This is a genomic window from Chryseobacterium sp. MMS23-Vi53 (assembly GCF_047651245.1).
Taxonomy (GTDB): Bacteria; Bacteroidota; Bacteroidia; order Flavobacteriales; family Weeksellaceae; genus Chryseobacterium.
Map to the genome: position 1 here is coordinate 792,824 of NZ_CP180265.1, position 20,006 is coordinate 812,829.

Annotated in this window: 13 protein-coding genes and 1 tRNA gene; 6 read left to right on the forward strand and 8 right to left on the reverse strand. The window is 35.8% G+C overall.

Going from position 1 to position 20,006, the window contains the following annotated elements; translation table 11 throughout:
- Positions 1–2: 2 nt before the first annotated feature.
- The gene (locus ACKX2A_RS03595; protein WP_415327669.1) at positions 3–2,204 is read right to left on the reverse strand and encodes a histidine kinase dimerization/phosphoacceptor domain -containing protein; all 2,202 of its coding nucleotides are present in this window, start codon (positions 2,202–2,204) and stop codon (positions 3–5) included.
- A gap of 293 nt (positions 2,205–2,497) precedes the next feature.
- Between ACKX2A_RS03595 and ACKX2A_RS03600 the strand changes: the two genes are divergently transcribed.
- The 6 genes from ACKX2A_RS03600 to ACKX2A_RS03625 all read left to right on the forward strand — a co-directional run bounded on the left by ACKX2A_RS03600 (position 2,498) and on the right by ACKX2A_RS03625 (position 10,241).
- On the forward strand, positions 2,498–3,283 hold the full coding sequence (locus ACKX2A_RS03600; RefSeq protein WP_415327670.1) for an alpha/beta hydrolase: 786 nt from the start codon (positions 2,498–2,500) through the stop codon (positions 3,281–3,283).
- Positions 3,284–3,315: 32 nt separating this feature from the next.
- Positions 3,316–4,326: an alpha/beta fold hydrolase gene (locus tag ACKX2A_RS03605; protein WP_415327671.1), complete on the forward strand. Its 1,011-nt coding sequence runs from the start codon at positions 3,316–3,318 to the stop codon at positions 4,324–4,326.
- Between the two features lie 269 nt (positions 4,327–4,595).
- The gene (locus ACKX2A_RS03610; protein ID WP_415327672.1) at positions 4,596–6,368 is read left to right on the forward strand and encodes an amidohydrolase; all 1,773 of its coding nucleotides are present in this window, start codon (positions 4,596–4,598) and stop codon (positions 6,366–6,368) included.
- 232 nt (positions 6,369–6,600) lie between these two features.
- Positions 6,601–7,608, forward strand: coding sequence for an MBL fold metallo-hydrolase (locus ACKX2A_RS03615; RefSeq protein ID WP_415327673.1), 1,008 nt, complete (start codon positions 6,601–6,603; stop codon positions 7,606–7,608).
- 32 nt (positions 7,609–7,640) lie between these two features.
- On the forward strand, positions 7,641–9,014 hold the full coding sequence (locus tag ACKX2A_RS03620; RefSeq protein ID WP_415327674.1) for an alginate export family protein: 1,374 nt from the start codon (positions 7,641–7,643) through the stop codon (positions 9,012–9,014).
- Positions 9,015–9,296: 282 nt separating this feature from the next.
- On the forward strand, positions 9,297–10,241 hold the full coding sequence (locus ACKX2A_RS03625) for a polysaccharide deacetylase family protein (protein ID WP_415327675.1): 945 nt from the start codon (positions 9,297–9,299) through the stop codon (positions 10,239–10,241).
- Positions 10,242–10,718: 477 nt separating this feature from the next.
- Here the strand turns inward: ACKX2A_RS03625 and ACKX2A_RS03630 are convergent, their stop codons facing one another.
- The 7 genes from ACKX2A_RS03630 to ACKX2A_RS03660 form a co-directional block, all read right to left on the reverse strand.
- Entirely contained in the window at positions 10,719–11,153 is a 435-nt protein-coding gene (locus ACKX2A_RS03630) for a peptidoglycan DD-metalloendopeptidase family protein (RefSeq protein WP_415327676.1), read from the reverse strand.
- The gene (locus ACKX2A_RS03635) at positions 11,150–14,668 is read right to left on the reverse strand and encodes a DUF6443 domain-containing protein (protein WP_415327677.1); all 3,519 of its coding nucleotides are present in this window, start codon (positions 14,666–14,668) and stop codon (positions 11,150–11,152) included. The genes ACKX2A_RS03630 and ACKX2A_RS03635 overlap by 4 nt, the downstream gene beginning before the upstream one ends.
- A gap of 6 nt (positions 14,669–14,674) precedes the next feature.
- A complete protein-coding gene (locus tag ACKX2A_RS03640) occupies positions 14,675–17,500 on the reverse strand; it encodes a hypothetical protein (RefSeq protein ID WP_415327678.1) in 2,826 nt (941 codons plus the stop codon).
- A 135-nt stretch (positions 17,501–17,635) separates the two neighbouring features.
- Positions 17,636–18,130 (reverse strand): hypothetical protein, encoded by a 495-nt coding sequence (locus tag ACKX2A_RS03645; protein WP_415327679.1) that lies wholly within the window; start codon positions 18,128–18,130, stop codon positions 17,636–17,638.
- Between the two features lie 6 nt (positions 18,131–18,136).
- Positions 18,137–18,256, reverse strand: coding sequence for a hypothetical protein (locus ACKX2A_RS03650; protein ID WP_415327680.1), 120 nt, complete (start codon positions 18,254–18,256; stop codon positions 18,137–18,139).
- Positions 18,253–19,677, reverse strand: coding sequence for a T9SS C-terminal target domain-containing protein (locus ACKX2A_RS03655; RefSeq protein WP_415327681.1), 1,425 nt, complete (start codon positions 19,675–19,677; stop codon positions 18,253–18,255). The genes ACKX2A_RS03650 and ACKX2A_RS03655 overlap by 4 nt, the downstream gene beginning before the upstream one ends.
- Before the next feature lie 212 nt (positions 19,678–19,889).
- Positions 19,890–19,963: transfer RNA gene (locus ACKX2A_RS03660), tRNA-Arg, on the reverse strand.
- Between the last annotated feature and the right edge of the window lie 43 nt (positions 19,964–20,006).

Here is a 20,006-nt window from a genome sequence, read left to right on the forward strand (position 1 = left end):
TTTTACATTGTAAAAATTAGTTCGATTTTCGTTCCGGATTCATTCGAAATTTTAAAATCTGCCAGAATATCTTCGCTCAGTCCTTTCATTAGTTTTAAACCTAAAGATTGTGTATTTTCGGGATCTATCATGTCTGAAATTCCGATTCCGTCGTCCCAAACCGTCAGTCGAAATTTGCCGTTTTCCTGTTTCAAAATGATCGTCACAACACCTTGTCTGTTGTCGGGAAAAGCATATTTTATGGAGTTCGTCACGGCTTCATTTAAAATCAAACCAATCGGAACGGAATGCGACAACGGGAAATCTACTTTTTCTATATCTAAAGCAAAGCGAATTTGCCTTCTCACATCAAATGAATCTGATAAATAATAGGTTAAGTCCAAAATATAAGACGGCATATCGATCATTGAAAGGTTTTCCGACTGATACAATTTATCGTGAATCATCGACATAGACTCTACCCTTCTCTGACTTTCCAGATTGGCATCAATTGCTTCAGTTCCTTGCAAATATTCGGTCTGACTAGCCAATAAACCGACCACCATATGCAAATTGTTCTTGACTCTGTGATGAATTTCCCGCAACAACCACTCTTTTTCATTGATTGCATTTTTCAAAGAAACATTGCTTTCCCATATTTGGTCCTGTTGCTCTTTAAGCATTAAATTATTTCTCTGTTTCGATTGATAAGCTCGGTACAGAAAATAGATGAAAGCCAGAAGAATAACAAAACCAGCAAACATGATATTTCTGATCAAAGATGCTTTTTCGAGATTCCCTTTTTGAATAAGAGAAGCATTTTTCAGATTAGTAATGTATTTGTCTTTCTTTTCAGTTTGATACAGAACATTCAGCTTGTTGATTTCATTGGACGTTTTTTCGTCAAGATGTTTTTTACTGAATGTTACGTATTCTTTGTAATGTTCCAACGCCGGTTTTAGATTTCCTTTTGCTGAATCGATTTTATATTCCCAAAAATTATAATCGGCAAAATAGCTGTCTTTATTTAGTTTTTCGCAAACATTTAAATGAAGATTGTTGTAGTAATTTGCTTTGTCATAATCTTTTATGGCTAAATTTAAATCAATTAAAGTTGTATAAATCAACGCCAAAACATCAAAATCGTGAACCTTATTAATTTTTGAAATTATTTTGGATTGATAATGAAATGCCTTTTCGTATTGTTTTTTGCGAATGTAAATTCTTATTAAGATACAATCCAGTTTGAAGGAGTTTTTTTCTTCGATAGTAGGATATTTCTTTTTTATATTATTAATGAATGTCAAAGCTTTATCATACTGTCCGACTTTAAGATAAGTTCGGGAAATATTTCCTACAATCGCTCGGATATCTTCAATGGCTCTGCTAAAATCAACCGTGCTAAAATCTTCTGCCGTTTTCAGCGATTTTTCATAGTTTAGTAAAGCATTATTGTAATCATTTATTTCTTCATAAGCCAATCCGATTCTGTTGTAAACCACATAAAAAAACTCTTCCTTTTCATTGAGTTTTTCGGCAGTATCAAGAGCTAAAAACTCATATTTTAATCCTTCCTTATAATCTCCTAAAAAAATATACGCAGCTCCGATAAGATCATAAAGATTATCCAGCCTTTTATAATTACTTTGCTGATAAAGAGTTAACGCTTTTTTCAAATATGTCAATGATTCATTTCCTCTTCCAAGCAAAAGATAAATATCTCCCATTTCCCTGTAACAATCTCCGAGACGCTTTTTGTTATTTGATTTGATGAAATACGTTACAGCTTTTTTAAGATAAAAAATACGATCTTCATATTTCAAACCCATCAAAGTTTTGCTCGACCAAATCATGACCCAAGCTTCACCTAACAAATCGTATTCGTTGATTTTATTTAAAATATTAATCGCAGAATTGGCGTAAGAATAACTTCTATTAAAATGATTATCATGCTGTTCCAACATCGAAAGCCACAGATAAGAAGTTCCCAATCCTTTTTTGTATTGAAGTTTTTCGCTGAGTGTAAATGCTTGTTTTGTATAAATTATAGATCTCGTAACGGGTTCAATATCGTACTTATCTCTTTCATAATAATATTTGCTTAAAGCCAATAATAAATCGACTTTCTCCTCGTCACTGTCTTGAGATTTCAGCCTTTTTTCCGCAGAAGCAGCGTCTTCATTGTTTTTTAAATTGTTTTGAGAATACCCACAAAAGGAAATCATTACGAAAATAAACGTAAGAAAAAATCGGCTTATACATAAGCGCAGCGGTATCGGTTTTTTAAGGGGCATTTTTGAGGGATAAAAACCGTACTAATGTACAACATAATCCCCTCTAAAACAAGCATTAACAGGCTTTTTTTCATCAAACGAAATACCGCTACCCTATTTCGTTTTTCGACGAAATATCGTTGGCTTTAAAAAATTTAAAATTTCATAAAAAACTGATTTACAGTATATTATTAAAAATGTTCAATTTTTGTGTAATTCATTGCAAAACAAGATAATACATTCCCATGCAAACAGACTATCGAAAAACGATTCTTTTCATAACCGGAGCATTTGTAAGCAATGAATGCTGGAACGAATGGAAAGATTTTTATAATACGAAAGGCTATCAAACTATTGCTCCATCATGGCCTTTTAAAGATGCTTCACCGGAAGTGCTCAGAAAAAGACATCCGGATCCGCAAGTGGCTTCAATCCGTTTAACTCAATTGATTGAGCATTACGAAAAAATTGCAAAATCACTTCCTGAAAAACCGATTATTATTGGTCATTCTATAGGTGGCTTAATTGCTCAAATCCTAAATCAGAGAGGATTGGCTTCTGTTGCGGTTGCCATTCATTCCGTTCCTCCACAAGGAATTATTACTTTTAAATTTTCCTTTTTAAAAGCCGGATGGGGTCCGCTCGGATTTTTTACTTCAACGAAAAAAACTTTTTTAATGAGCTTTTCGCAATGGCAATATGCGTTCACCAACGGACTTCCGATCGAATGGCAGGAAAAAGGTTATCAACTCGCAATTCCCGAATCCAAACTGGTTGTTCGTGACACGATAACTTCCGCTGCAAAAGTAGATTTCAGCGCACCTCATCAACCTTTATTATTGATTGCAGGAGGAAGCGATCATACGATTCCGTATCAACTCAATCATGATAATTATAAAAAATACAGCGATAAAAATTCGGTTACGGATTACAAACTTTTTCCGGGAAGAAACCATTTTGTATTAGGACAACCGGGATGGCAAGAGGTCGCGGTTTACATCTTAGAGTGGATTCAAAAACAGAAAAATTAATAGAAACATTAACATATTTAAATTAAAAAACTATGACAACTACCTTTAAAACTGTCGGGCAAAAAAGCAAAATCTACTTTTTAAGCCTATTAACATTTATCTTTTTAACGCTTACAGCATGTACAAAAAATGATACAAATTCAAAATCTGAAGCTCAAAAAACAGGAGAAACCAGTGCCAGTTCTGATGCAAAACCAGCGGATCCGCCTGCAAATTTCAAGCATCAAACCGCTTTGGTAAATGGAGTAAATATTCACTACGTAATCGGAGGACAAGGTGAGCCATTGGTTTTGGTTCATGGTTTCGGACAAAACTGGTATATGTGGAATCGCCTTTTACCAGAGCTTTCTAAACATTTCACTGTAATTGCACCGGATTTGAGAGGTGTCGGAGAATCTGAGAAACCCGAAGGAGGTTATGATAAAAAAACGATGGCAACAGATATTCACGAACTTGTAAAAAAATTAGGTTATAATAAAATCAATCTTGCGGGACACGACATCGGATTGATGGTTGCCTATGCTTACGCCGCACAATACGGAAACGAAGTGAAAAAAGTAGCTTTAATGGATGCTTTGCTTCCTGGAATAGAGCCTGTTTGGTCACAGGTTTCGGCTTCGGCCTGGTGGTTCGGATTCTTTGCTTGGCCAGCTTCAGGAGACATTGTAACAGGAAAAGAAAAAGAATTTTTAACTGATTTCTGGCCGGTTGTAGGACACGTAAAAAATCCTTTCACACCTGAAGAAACTGCTGAATTTATCAGAGCATATTCTGTAAAAGACGGTGCTAAATCGAGCTTTAAATGGTTTGCAAATTTTCCTCAGGACGGAAAAGATAATTTGGTCTTCGCTAAAACAAAACTGAAAATGCCTTTGTTAGCAATGGGCGGAGAATATTTCGCTGCAGCGTTCCTTAAAGATCATTCTAAATTGGTCGCTGAAAATGTAACAGAATCTAAAATTGCAGGTTCAGGACATTGGCTGGTTCAGGAAAATACGGCTCAGGTTCAGAAAGATTTATTGGCATTTTTTCTTGCTAAATAGATATTAAATCAAACTTTTTTAAACTTTTATTGTTGATAATCGCAAAGACTCCAAGTTGAATTTTAAAAAGCTGTCTTTAAGATGCAAAGATTTTATCTTCGATAAAATTTATACTGTTTTTTTAAAAAAATCTTTACGAAAATCTTTGATTTTCTTGCGCCTTGAAAACATTTAGAAGAATCAAAAATACTTTGCGCCTTTGTGATTACCAACAAATAACCAATTCTTTTTTCAATAAAAGTTTAAAAAGACCAATTAAATCTAAAAAAATGAAACGAACATTTTTACTATTTTTATTTTCCTTTGGTCTGTTTGTACAGGCTCAGGAAAAAGCAGATCTTATCGTTTACAACGGAAAAATTGCAACCATGCAAAAACCCGGTGAATTTGTTCAGGCAATCGCCACAAAAAACGGACTTATTCTGGCAACAGGAACTTCAAAAAATATTTTAGATACTTATAAAACTTCAACCACTCAAACCATTGATGCTAAAGGAAAAACGGTTGTTCCGGGCTTAAATGACAGTCATATCCATGTGATTCGTGAAGGATTAAACTATAATTCTGAATTACGTTGGGACGGCGTGAAAACTTTAAAAAGAGCCATGGAAATTTTGAAAGAACAGGCTGCAAGAACACCTCCCGGAGTCTGGATCAAAGTAATCGGTGGCTGGAACGAGTTCGGTTTTGAGGAAAAAAGACAACCTACAATCGAGGAAATCAATGCGGCTGTTCCCGACAAACCTGTTTTCATTACGTATTTGTACGGCAAAGCATTTTTAAATAAAAAAGGAATTGAAGTTTTGGGTTACACAAAAGATACTCATTACGAAGGAAGCGTTCTTGAAACCGATAAAAACGGAAATTTAACAGGTTTGATGTTCGCTAAAGAAACGCCGAAAGCCATTTATTCAACATTAGGATTAACAACAAAACTGTCTCCGGAAGAGAGAATTAACAGTTCATTGCAATTCAACCGAGAACTTAATCGATTTGGTTTGACTTCAGTGATTGATGCAGCAGGAGGTTCACAAAATTTTCCTGGGGATTATTCAACTTCAATGGAACTGGCAAAACAGGGCAAATTAAATCTTAGAATTTCATATTATTTATTCGCTCAGCAAAAAGGGAAAGAACTTCAGGATTACGAAAAATGGGTTGCGGAAACGGTGATCAATAAAAATGATAATCTTTTGGTTGCCAACGGTTATACAGAAGAAGGTGCAGGAGAAAATATTGTCGCTTCGGCAGCTGATTTCGAAAACTTTTTAGAACCGAGAATTGTTCTTTCCGATGAAATGGAAAACGATTTGGAACCGATTATCAGGCTTCTTGTAAAAAACAGATGGCCGTTCCGACTTCACGCAACGTATGGAGAATCGATCGACAGAATGCTGAATGTTTTTGAAAAAGTAAATAAAGACACGCCTTTCAACGGACTGCGTTGGTTTTTCGATCACGCGGAAACCATTACTCCGTCAGAATTAGAAAGAGTTAAAAAATTGAATGGCGGAATTGCGGTGCAGTTCAGAATGTATTTTCAGGGAGAATTGTATGAAAAACTGTACGGAAAACCGAAAACCCAACTTCCACCCATCAAAAAAATGCTGGCCATGGGAATTCCTGTTGGAATGGGAACCGATGCCACAAGAATTTCAACTTACAATCCCTGGATGGCAATGCATTGGCTGATTACGGGAAAAACGCTGGGCGGAATGCAGTTCTGGCCAAAAGATCAGATTTTGGATAAATTCACAGCTCTTCAATTATATACTTCGGGAAGCGCATGGTTTTCCGGTGAAGAAAAAGCTAAAGGAAAACTGATCAAAGGAATGTATGCGGATTTCTCTATTCTTTCAGACGATTATTTCACCATTTCCGATGATAAAGTACGGGAAATTGAATCTGATTTAACGGTCGTAAACGGTAAAATTGTTTATGCAGCAAGAGATTTTAAATCGCTGGATCCAGCAATTGATCCTGTCATTCCGGAATGGTCGCCTGTGAAATATTTTGGCGGTTACACTCAAAAAAAACAGTAAGACTATTACTGCTCTTTATTTAACCACAAAAGACACAAAAGATTTAGATAATATTTTAAAAACTTATCATTAAGGTTATGGAAAGAACACATAAGTATTTAAAAATCTTTGATTTTTAATCTTTTAAAAGCTCTTGCTATCTGATAATCATTACAGATATCTTTTGAATCTTTTGCGGTTAAACTTAAAATTAGTTTAAAGAAGTTCAATTAAAACTCAAAACAAACCTCTTATGAAAACTCAAAATATAATTAAAATATTGATTTTGCTTTTTTGGGCGAATACAGCTTATGCCCAATTTGCGATGCCCAATCATATCCCGATTTGGGACGCTAATAAAGTAACTTTAAAACTCCATAAAATTTCAGAAAATGTTTATGCTGTTTCACCAAGTACAACCGAAACAGAAACCACAAAAGGTATTCCACAAGCGACTTCTGCGGGATTTATCGTTGGCGATAAAGGTGTTTTGCTGATCGAAACAATGTTAAGCAAAGGATTGTACGATCAATTATATAAACTGATCCGATCTGTGACGAATAAACCTATTGTTTATGCGATCAATACAAGCGATCATGGAGATCATTGCTTTGGAAATTATCTGTTGCCGAAAGAGACAATTATCATTCAGAATGAATTCTGTAAAGAAAATCTTGCTAAAAACTATGACAATATTAAAAAATTCATGATTGGACTTTTCGGTACCGGAAGAGGAATTGAAGAAAGCGTGTATCGTCCTGCAGATGTTACGATTGCGATAAATCAAACTATGAAAATCGATATGGGAAAAGGAAATATCGTGGAAATCATCAACGTTGGAACGGCGCAATCTCCCGCTGATCTTTTTGTCTATTTAAAATCTTCCTCTGGAAATGTTTTGTGGGCAGGAAATCCTTTCATTGCGGAAAGTCCGGCTATTCCGTGGTTGTTTGATGGTTATTTTTTAGAACCGGTGAATAATCTCAACAAAATTTACAATATGATTTCCGATATAGATATTGTTGTTCCCGGACATGGAAGAATTACTAATAAAGCAGGAATTAAATACACCATTGATTACGTAACTGCTCTGAAAACCAATGTTGAAAATGCCGTAAAAAAAGGTTTGACTTTAGAACAGACCAAAGCAACGGTCACCATGAAAGAATTTAATAAAGGGTACGAACTTTTCAACTGGCTTCATTTCAATTTCAATATTCCGAACGCGTATAAAGATATTAAAGAAAATGGTGTTAAATAATTCAATGATAGCTAATTTTTAAAAATTCGATCATGAAAAATAAACTTTTAACATTGTCTTTATTGATTCCGTTTTCAGGTTTTGCGCAGGAATTTCCAAACTTAAAATCTACCCGACAAGACGAAGATTACAGCTTTCTGAAAAATGATACAATCAACAAAAATTGGTATAAAACGATGAAATTTTTGCCCATTAATGAATCAAAAAGTGCTTATTTCAGTTTCGGCGGTGATATCAGATTTCAATATTTCTATGCTAAAAATGAAAACTGGGGCGATGGCGAACAGGATAAAGATGGTTATGTTTTATCTAGATATTTGTTTCATACAGATTTTCATGCGGGAAAATATTTTAGGGCGTTTATTCAGTTGCAGAGCAGTCTGGCAGACGGAAGAATAGATCCGAGTCCTGTAGACGGGAATCCGCTTGAAATGCATCAGGTTTTTGCAGATTTTAATTTTATTAATGAAAAAAATAAGAAACTCATTCTAAGAGCCGGAAGGCAGGAACTTTCTTACGGATCACAGCGTTTAGTAGCATTAAGAGACGGCCCGAATAACCGACAATCTTTTGATGGATTGAAATTGATAACCGCAAAAGACAATATTTCCGCAGATTTCTTCTTTACGCATTATGTGGTTGCGCGAGACGGTATCTTTGATGATAAATCCAATCAGGATCGCCAGTTTTGGGGAAGTTATTTTGTACTGAATAAAATTCCGTTTTTTAAGAATATTGATGTTTATTATTTAGGTTATAAAAGAGCAAAAGCCAATTTTGATGATGCAACAGGAAAGGAAATCCGACATTCATTAGGAACAAGAATTTGGGGTAAAACTGAAAACTGGCGCTACGACGGAGAAGCAGTCTATCAGTTCGGTAATGTTGCGAAAAAAAGCATCAACGCCTGGACAGCTTCCATTAATGCTGGGTATCGTTTTAATACGATTAAATTTCATCCCGAAATTGGCTTTAAAACAGAATTAATAAGCGGAGACAAAACGCAGGGTGATTCAAAATTACAGACATTCAATCCGCTGTTTCCGAGAGGTGCTTATTTCGGATTGGCTTCTGTAATTGGTCCTTCGAATCTTATTGATGTTCATCCTTCATTAAGTTTTGAAATTACTAAAAACATCGACTGGGTCATTGATTACGATATGTTTTGGAGATACAGCAGCAATGATGGAATTTATGCCCCAAATACGACAATGATTTATCCGTCAAACAGTACAACGAAAAAGAAAATTGGTAATCAGTTGGAGACGGAAATTATCTGGGAACCGAATCCATTTCTTTATTTTAGAGTGGAAGCGACTTGGTTTCAGGCTAAAGATTATATCAAAGCATCTGGGATTGGTAAAAATATTTTCTTTACAGGAATTACTTCGCAGATACGGTTTTAATTTTTTTTAACCACAAAAAGCACAAAAGATTTACTCTTTAGTTATTTTAAATCTTTTTAAACTTTTTATTTTCAATGACAAACTCTATGGATATTTTCCTAACGTTTAATGATATGACTGAAACCATAGCCCCGATTGCAACGGCATCCTTTTGTGTAGCACAGCGAAACAAAAGATATAGTGGAAAGCGGGAAATAGCTTCAAAAAAAGTAATCAAGTTTTAATTGATCTCGCTCGTTCCACCGTTATTTCAATAATTAACCTTTCAAAAATTAATCAATTATGAGTACCAGAAGAGATTTTATTAAGCAAAGTAGTTTAGGATTTGGTGGGCTTGTAATATCTACAACAACATTTATGGAAACAAAAAAGAATACAATGATAAAACAAGAAAACAGTAAATGGGCAGATGGATCGCGCTTGGTGGTTTCCGTTTCGATGCAGTTTGAAGCAGGCGGACAACCTGACAATGCTGAAAGTCCGTTTCCCAACAATATGGAAAAAGGCTTCATCGATTTGCCCGCTTCGACCTGGTATGAATATGGTTATAAAGAAGGGATTCCCAGAATGCTTGATAATTGGGATAAATTTGGCATTAAAGTCACCTCTCACATGGTCGGAACAGCTGTTTTAAAAAATCCGGCTTTGGCAAAGGAAATCGTAGACCGTGGTCATGAAGCAGCGGCTCACGGAATGAGTTGGAGTCCGGAATATAATTTATCCTACGAAGACGAAAGGAAATTTATAAAAGACGGGGCAGATGCTATAAAAAAAGCAACAGGCTTTACACCTGTCGGATATAATGCGAACTGGCTTCGCAGAGGTGAAAACACCTTGAAAATCTTACAAGAGCTTGGTTTTACATACCATATTGATGATCTCAGTAGGGATGAACCTTTTATTATTCATGTTAATAATAAGGATTTTGTGGTTGTTCCTTACACCATTCGTTGCAATGATATTGTCTTGATTGAAGGTAAGAATTTTTCTGTGGATCAGTTTATGAATCAGGCAAAGGCGGAATTTGACCAATTGTATGCGGAAAGTGAAAGGAAGAGAAGACAATTCTCAATAAGTTTTCATGATCGTATCGGCGGAACTCCGCAGATGGTGAAGGTTACGTCAGATTTATTAAAATATATGAAAGCTCACAAAGGTGTTTCTTTTAAACGAAAAGATGAGATTGCGGAGATGGTTTATCATGATAAAACTGTAATTAGGGATTAATTAAAATTTTAATAAAAACATATTTAATTCTATAAATTTAATCGCAACAAAAATTCCGGCTGATTTTTAGAAAAAAAACTAATGTTCGTAGAAAGAATACTACAAAATTGTAAAGTTGCTTTAGGATAATAAAAAAAACCGCCAAACAATTTGTTATTGTTGGGCGGGTTTTGGTATTTGTGACCGCAGAGGTACAATTTTCGAACACTTTTCTAGAAGATTTAAACAAAATTACAAAACTCTCCCAATCATTATTACCCATTAAAATTATCCCCTGAAATAAAAAATTAACAAGAGATATATTATCATAATTGGTCTTAAACTAAAATTATACTCAAACGATAAAAAGAAAATCGAAATTCATTGTAGGTTTTCGAGCCTTTTATAGAAGATTTAAATAAAAGTTCAAGGCTAGATATTGAAAATAGAGTGCAAAATTTAGCACTCTATTTTATTAAAAGTTCAAAAAAACATTAGTTATTTTATACATCTCAAATCATTTTCGAAGGGCTTGGGAATCAACTTATTATCGATAAACTTCATTAAAATAAGTGTATATTTTTTATCTGTAATTTTTATTTTACCTATTTTCTCACCTTTTTTAATAATGTCATCCTTTTTAACATTTACTTTAGACAAGCCATTAAAAGATATATATTCCTTCTCATTATTGACGACTACCACATAAGAACCTGACAATGAATCTTTTAAAACATTAAGAATCTTACCCGAAATAAATGATCTTACTTTTCCATTTTTAGTAGAGGTAATAGTTGTTCCTAATTCATTGACACCATAATTTTCTTTCTTTAAAGAAATAACAATTCTTCCTTTATCTAAAGGACAATCATAAACTTGCGCGTTTCCGAAGAATGAAACTAATATTAAAAATACAACAATAATTATTTTCATCTTGATTTAGTATTCTTTTCTATTTCTGCTTTAATCATTTCTGCTTGATTTAATATAGGATTATTAATATTTCTAACAAAATTAATTGAAGTTGGACTAGTTGTAATAAAATTTTTACCTAAATGATTAGTTCGTGTTGATTCTTTAAGATGATTAGCAGAAGGGGTTTCATAAAAATCAACTACAAAACGCTCCGCTGCATTGTTATAAAGAGGATCTGGAGTACCAACTAAATTTAAATTAGTTTCACCTTCATCAAGTGTCCATCCCATGAAATGTCCTATTTCATGTAAAAAACCTAATGCCGGAGTTTGAAACTTTCCATTTGTTTTTTGATTGACTATCGGAAATCCAGCTTGGTCATCATTTACCAATGAAGTCGCTAATCTCGGATTATAAGCAATTTTTAGATCATCTTTACCTCCATCCGGTATAAATTCATTGGCTCCATCAGATTTACCATTATCGGGATTATAAACATTAACTTTATAGTCTGACGTCAATGCTTCATCAATAACACTTTCTTTTGAAAGATAGCTTAGAGTTTTATACATATCTTGTACATAATCATTTTTGATCCCTTTCAATTTATTAATATCATCTAAGGATTTTAAAGCAATTGATTGATCTTTTTTGCCGTCATTATACCAAATTATTATTTCTCTCCCATCGGGATCAGTAAACATCACAGGATTATTCACAGCATAATTATATGGAGTAAATCTTCTAGACTTCTCCGCGAGCGGATCAATCACACCCCATCTAGCTAAATCCGGCATATACATCCTTGCTCCATAATCATTCCACCCTGTCTCACTTTGATATTCCTTACCGTTGTACTGATACTTATATGCTGGATTACCTGTAGTTCCTCCCGTGCCGTGCTTTAATCCAAACGGATAATAGTTATTCTCTTCAATTGCCGCGGCTCCTGAACCATTATTCACGTAGCTAAGCCTTATATTTCCTAAATGATCCGTATAATGGTAAATATACTTATTATTTTCAAAATTATAATAACCCTCAGATGTCGGTACAAAATTCGGTTCAATAGTTAAACTGGGTCTTCCTCCTACATCTTCTGTTTCATACTGAAAACCATCCAAATATTCCGTAATCGTACTAACCTCCGAACTTGTCCTGCCCGAACCATAGGTATAAATCTTTCTCAGCTTTACTCCGTCTGCTCTATATAAATATTTCGTATTGACATTGACATTACCATTAAGATCTGGGAATCTTGGAACATATGTCCTGTCAAACTTAACGTAGTCCACCAAATTCAAATGGTTGTAACTGATTCCCAAGACTCCCTTATCAAGGTGATCTGTCATATTCCCATTCTGATCATAATGAATCACATTACCTGATACCTCAGGATAACCTCCAAAGTTTAATGTCGTATCTGTTATTGTATTGAGCCTGTTGCCCGTACCATACATATAGGTAAGATCATCCATCTGCTGTAAACCCACATTGCTTAAAAACCTGTTCCTCTGAAGCGTCATGATATTACCATTCAGATCATAGCTCATTGTTTCGTTGTAATAGTTGTTCTGAGGAACAGTCGTATTAGGCTCCGAATAAATCCCTCCGCTCAAACGGTTCAAAACATCGTACTGATAGTTATATCTTTTTAATACGCCATTCACAGAAGACTTCCAGTCTATTTCTGAGATATTCCCGTTAAATTTCCCAGAAGAAACACCGGAATAAACTGGATTCGTATACTTCATTTCATAACCAAACAAATCACTCCCTAAATTACCAGGATCATTGATCCTGGTCATCCAGCCTCTGATATTATACTGATAGTCAACCTGCTGAAGACCAACACCGGCAACCGTACCTCCTACCTTCTTATTCTCAAGCTGTAAGAGATCGTTGTATTTATTCTGAGTCAAATATTCTATACCACCTCCATCAACCTGATGAGTATGTGTCAATAATCTATTTTGAGAATCATACGTAAAATTCTCAGTGATCACTTTATCAGTATCAAGCGCAAGTCTTTTGTGTTTTGTGATACTCTGTTCAAAACCGCCAGAGAAATTAAGCTTGGAATAAACCTCCGTACGTCCTCCCAAATGATTAATCGAATAAGAACCGATAGGTCTTCCCTTCTTATCATAATACGTATAGCTCTTTGTCCAGTTGTCATCCTCTATATTCTTAATTAAACTCACCACAGGAAGGCTCTTGGTACTTCTAGATTCCGAAGATGAATCATCACCCAGCGTAGACTCATTCAAAATACTCAAAGGAAAGTCCGGATTGAATAAATAATAAGGATACGTGTCGTAATAATTCACACTTAATAGCTTGGTAATTGAATTAGGATAACTTCCAGAACCGTTATCGTAATAAACATCCATATTGCTGCTATTAAGCCCCACCGTAGGAAGCCTCGAAGTATTATTGCTCCCTCTGGCATCTACATTACCCTGCTCCACGGATCTGCCCGGACTTCCATAATTTTGTCCACTTGTATAAATTCCCGTGTAGGTAACCCTGCCATACTGGTCATACTTCGTAAAAAGCCACTGCTTGGAAGCCCCCATATTAGCATCCTGAGTCATGACCAAACGATCCTGCTTATCATACACCATGTATTCCCATTCTTTACCGGGAAGCTTCTTCTCTACTAGTCTCCTTCTGGAATCATAATGATACTGGTAACAAAGATCTCCCAAAATAGGATTGTCAATAACTGTTCCTCCACTAAGACCGCTGTTTTTCAATAATCCTACAGCTTTGGGAGGGATCACAAATGACAATAAATTATATTCATTGTAAACATAATACGTATCTGCATTTTCTGTGGCACTGATAACCTTACGAACCAGTAAAACCTGTCCCTCACCATTCTTAAACTCAATCGTCTTGTTACCATCTTCATCCGTGACTGTATTCTTATAAAGCTTATTGGCTTTATAAAATCCCGATAAAGAATTATCTGAATCTCCCGATGTTTTTAAAATACTGGACGTCGCTCCATTAGGAAAACTCGTTGTCGTTATAAACTTATAAACCTCATTGCCATCATTCGTATCATACCCAAACTGAACGGCATGACCCTGCCAGTCCAAACCCGGCTGAACCTGAGACAAAACACGGTCTAATGGCGAACTCTCCAGATTGCTGTGACCAAACGGAGTGCTGTCCCCATAATAAGAAGTACCCGCTGAGTTAACACCAGACTGGATACCCCCGTTAAGCGTAGACATAGGAACAGGAAGCCACGAATCAACAGCACGACCGAAACCATCATATGGAATCGTGCTAACCAAATCCTTACCACTTGGGGCTGCCTTGACATTGACGACCTGCTTGGCTCTTCCCAAACCATCTAAATATTGTACGCTCTCTGAAGTTTTAGAAACCTGATTATTGCTATCGTAATCTAAAATAATCTTGCTGTAAATATAGTTTTCTCCTGAACTGGGAGTAGTCGTCTGTCCTTGGTAAAATCCAGACACAAATAACATCCCAACAGGAATAATGAGTTTTTTCATCCTTTATTAGTTTTTATAATGATATGTGTATTCTTTTAAAAGCTTCCCATTAACATCCACAACCTGATAGAGTCGGTTCGCTGAATCATATTTATAAATCTCGCGGATACCGGAAGGTGGAGTAATGCTCGTAACTCCGATCAAAGGATCATAACTGTAAGTGGTGATTAGATATCGGTTGCTGCTCTTTCGGAATGTATCTAATGCATTGATAAACGTAGTTTCCGTAACGGCATTAACATCAAGTTCAGACTGTGTGATAATATCTGATACACCTGCCAAACCAATAGCCTGATCATACGCAACCCCTTCAATCTTAGCAATGGGCTTCGTATTATGATAACCCCAAATTAACGATACCGGAATACCGTCTTTTCTCGTATACTGAAGTAAATTACCCTTTGCGTCATATTTATCATATGTAACTTCAGTATCCATATTGCTGACACCTATAGTACTCGATACAACAGAAGACGGTAAATAGTTATCCAAATTATCATACTTAGTTTCTACATGACTGACAGGTGTGCTTCCCGAACTAACCTCAATACTCAGCGGAATACCTGTCATCCCCTTATTGACCAAACGCGTGTTGTTCACATCATCTGCATAATCGTAATCCGTGGTCAGAATCTTACCCTCACTCGTCGTAGTGGTACTGATATCCAAATCTCCCGAAGAAGTATAGCTCAAATCTGTACGCTCAACCATCGCCTTACCATTCAGATAACTCGTGTCAATCGTTCTCATCAGTCTTCGCTTACCCGTGATCAACGGATTGAATACAAAATGATATTTAGAAACGGGACTTGGATTGCCAATCGTGCTTCCCGAATAAGAGATGCCAACAGGCCAATCTCCTCCGGTACATCCTAGCAATACAGCGGGATAAGCATCATACGTAGGATCATAAGGGCCTGTTGAAGTATCTGTAATATAAAATTGTGGATAAATTGCATACGTATTTGGAAGATTTGAATAGGAATAGTTTTGGCTGAACACTATATTTTGATTCTGATCATATTTTTCTATAGATACATTTTCTCCATTGGATGGAATTTCTCGTTTAGGTATTCCTTTAAATGCAATGTATGAACCTTGAGATTCGGTATTGCTAAACCTGTATTTTGTAAATCCTTTATATGCTCCATTAAATATATCCACATCTTTTTCAGTAACTTCATCATATCCAAAAGGTTTATTGCCGCTGATCCCAAAATCATTGGAATTTATAGATAAATCGTTAAAGATGGATATACTATATTCCATAAAACATCCGCCGTTCTGCATTGTCGGTTGTGACTTGTAGGTCGCCTCTCTTATAAGACCTATCGGTTCGAATCTATATATTAATCTTCCACCTGCATAACTATAAATTTTATGAGATTGTAAAGTATTATTATCATAGTTTTTTACCGACTTGACTCTAACACCTTCGCCGTAAGAAAATGATTTATCAATTGCTCCGTCATCATCATATTTAAATCTGCTTGATACTACAGCATAATGGATACCATCATTGGGATTATATTGTATCCCGTTTTCTACATATACATAATATTCTGTAGTGGGATCACTGTCAAAAGGTACAACAACATTTTCATCCCATTTCTGTTGATGTGTCTGTTCAAAAACACTGCCGGCTACATCAATCTTCCATTCTTTTAACAATGTTTCTGTTTGTTGTGAATTAGCACCTTTTCTTTTGTAAAATTTAATTTTACATTTAATCATTTCCGAATAAGGATAATGAGTTTGCGGAGATGTTGCCCCCATATACCCATCAAAAATTGTATTTGAGAAATTTATGGTCACAGTTTGTGATGGTTTAAAGGGTTGACTTTTTATAAAGTAATAGCCTCCAGGAATTGTAGATGCACCTCTGTGAGTTACACTTTCATCTGTATGTAATGCGTTCACCTGCGCCTGAGTGGGAATGAATTGATTTACAAAAGTATTTGATTCATACTCAAATTCCGTACGTGCTCCGGTAGGATACGTTAACTTTTTTAAAATATTCGTCGTAACATATTGAGGAGATGTATATCTACTTGTCGGACTGTAGGGATAGGTAACATTAATATTATAATTTTTATATGGAGAAGTATTAAGGTAATCAAAGTAATTAAGATCCGGAAGAAGAGAAGTACTGTTTGATCCATTATTATACCCGTAAAAATCAGAACTGGATATTTTTGAAGGCATTATATATGTCGTATCGTACTCAAAGGTATATGGGGGAATATTTTGAACAGCAGTTCCAGCTTCATTATAATTAATCTCCTGAATGGAATTCAGTTTTAATCTCTTATTTCTGTATCCCTGCTCTACACCACTAAAAGAAAAGGTTGGAAAATAAGTAGTATTAAATACAAAACTCCTAATTTTTCTATCTGGATACTTTGATCTGATATCAATAGAAGCCAATTTTTTAATGGGAATGGAATTAGAATATGGTTTAATGTCATCCCTATTATTTAAATTAAAATCGATTTGAGTATCTTCCGTTTCAATACCAATTAATGTCTTTTTATTATTAATTGTTGCATTATAAGTGGTCGTAACACTTTGACCTTGTCCAAATATAGGAAAATGAGCAACTTCAGTCGGATATTCCTGATAGGTACTTTCATCCTGATAGGTAAAATTGATGATCTTTCCACTAGCAAGTTGAATCTTAGAAACTTTAAAAGTTATTCCAATGTCTGTATAATCTGTTTGATTAGTTCTAGATTTTTCAACTACATAAAAGAAATATTTATCACCTTTATTGGTAGTTGCCAGCCAACCATCAAAATTTCTGGTAAATTTTACATCTTGATTACTTTCCAAAAAAAGAATTTCATTATTATTTTCCGGGTTATAGAAAAACTTACCGGAATAACCGTAAAAATTATAATTGAAAATATCCGGTTGGCCCTTTTTTGCCTTTAGGGCTATAATAACATCATAAGCATCATCTGTTGGTTATGGACTAATTGCCGAAAGTCCATCATTCGTTTCTTGAGCTCCCATCATTAGCCTATAATAGGGAGTCTCAGTGTATAGTGTCGTTGTAAAATTATTTTTAAAAGCAGTATATCCAGATAATGTATTAAATCCATCTCCTCCATAAGGATTATCCTCTCTCCCTCTGATTTCCTGGGTAATCGTTCCCTCGGGCATAAAGTTCCAGCCCAAGCCTACCCAGGTCGCTTCATCAGCTACCTTGATGCCCGAGGTGTGATAGCTTAAGGCCAGTGGTATCTCAATATTGTCTACCTTCAATGTATATAAAGGAACCGATACTTCTGCCGTCCCTGTGTAATGACCCACCGGAATATCCCCAAACCTTCCCAATAAGGCTACCTCCGGAGAAGTAGGTACATTTTTAATACCAGGATCATACTGGCTCTGGTTTCCCTGGCCGAATAGATTGTTGAAAGATGCTAATAAAACTATTGCAATCGTTATTTTTTTCATCTCTGTTTATTTCTTTATTAGTTTTGCGTTAGCCGTTTTATTGGTATCCGTTTTTATCGTAATTAAATACGCTCCCTGAATCAAATTCTGGGTATTGATCTTCGTTACCTTATTCTTCGTTTTCAAACTCTGAAGCTGCCTTCCCCCATGTCATACAGCACAATATCCGCCTCCTTGAAATCAAAGCCGATTTCAACATACGCATAATCACTCACCGGATTCGGATAAATCTTAATATCCTGCTTCTCGATCAACTGGTCAATCTGCTTGTCACCCAGCTTTACAATCTTCCAGTTCTCTTCTCCCAGTTCCTCAGCACTTGTTCCGGCCAGTACAATCGAACCATCTCTGTTGAGCTTAATATCTGAAAGCCTCTCCTCCCTTTTTCTTGATTCCCCTTTCACATGCTTTCTCCACTGCTCATTACCATTCTGATCCAGGTAGAGCATCCAAAACGTCTCATCATCATTTTCAATACGTCCTTCTGCCTGTGTGTAACCGCCTAATAAAATTCCTTTTGACGATTTATCATCTGATGCATGCAGCACGCTCATTCCCATAAGTACATCCCGGTTCTTGAAGTTGTAGGATTTCTGCCAGATCTCCTCTCCTCTTTCATTGAGTGAAACCAACCATAAATCTGTTCCTTCTTCAATACCTGCAGTTTTATTTCCTGATCTTTCCGATCTCGATTCTCCGCCGATTAAGTAGCCTGTGGAAGTCAATGCCAAGGTTCTTAAATGGTCATCTCCTGTTCCGCCGAAATTCTTTTCCCATTCCACCTTGCCGTCTTTGGTAAGCTTGATGATCCAGTAATCGCCTTCGCCGAAGTTTTCTGTCCTCTTTGTTCCACCTGAATTACTTCGGGAATACACTCCCAGTAAAGCGCCACCATCTTTTGTAGGAATCATCTTCTCAACTTCATCCAATCCTTTTCCGCCTAAAATAAGTTGAGATAATTCCTTCCCGTTTTTGTCAAGTCTGATGATAAGAACGTCTTTAGATCCATAACCTTTTGCTGAATTCTGAATGTTTCCTGCAACATAGAATCCCAGGTCTGTAGTTTGGATCACCGCTCTGGCCTCCTCATCAGAAGCTCCTCCAATGGTTTTCTGCCACAGTTCATCTCCGAATTCATTAATTCGGATCAGCCAAATATCGGAACCTCCTTTGCAATCTTCTTTCTTATCGAAGCCTTTGTTGCTGTAAGAAGTTCCGGCTGCAAGAAAACCTCCCTCCTGAGTAGCAACAGCCTCTGACAAAAAATCATGGTTTTGACCAGAAAAATACTTCTCCCAGACTTCTTCTCCCATTTGATTAAGCTTAACCAAATGGAAATCGTAACCGTTGTTTTGTTTACTTTCTGCAGATAATTTCTTGGATTGGATCGAACTTCCCGAAATCAAATATTGTCCGTCGATCGTTGTCGTGATCTGGCTCAAAAAATCCTGGGTAGAAGATTTTATATCTTTTTGCCAAACCACATCCTGAGCAGGTACACTCAAGGAAAGGCACATAAATAGTGCACCCGTGTAGAGTTTTCGCATAAGGTTATTCGTTTCTTTTTTTTATTAAAAATTTTTCCCGAATTTAATACTTTTATTGACTCAAATTGAGTATTTAAATATCATTTTTTTGTGAATTTTATCATACTGACACAAAAAACAAAAAAACACGCAAATCAATGACGTGTTTTTTGTTTTTAATCGCCAAATAAATTTTCTTTATTTGGTAATTTTAGGCACTAATTGGCAATTTGTGACTTCGGAGGGGTTCGAACCCCCAACCCTCGGAGCCGAAATCCGATATTCTATCCAGTTGAACTACGAAGCCAATTCATGAGTAATGGGTAATGAATAATAAGTAATTGAAAATA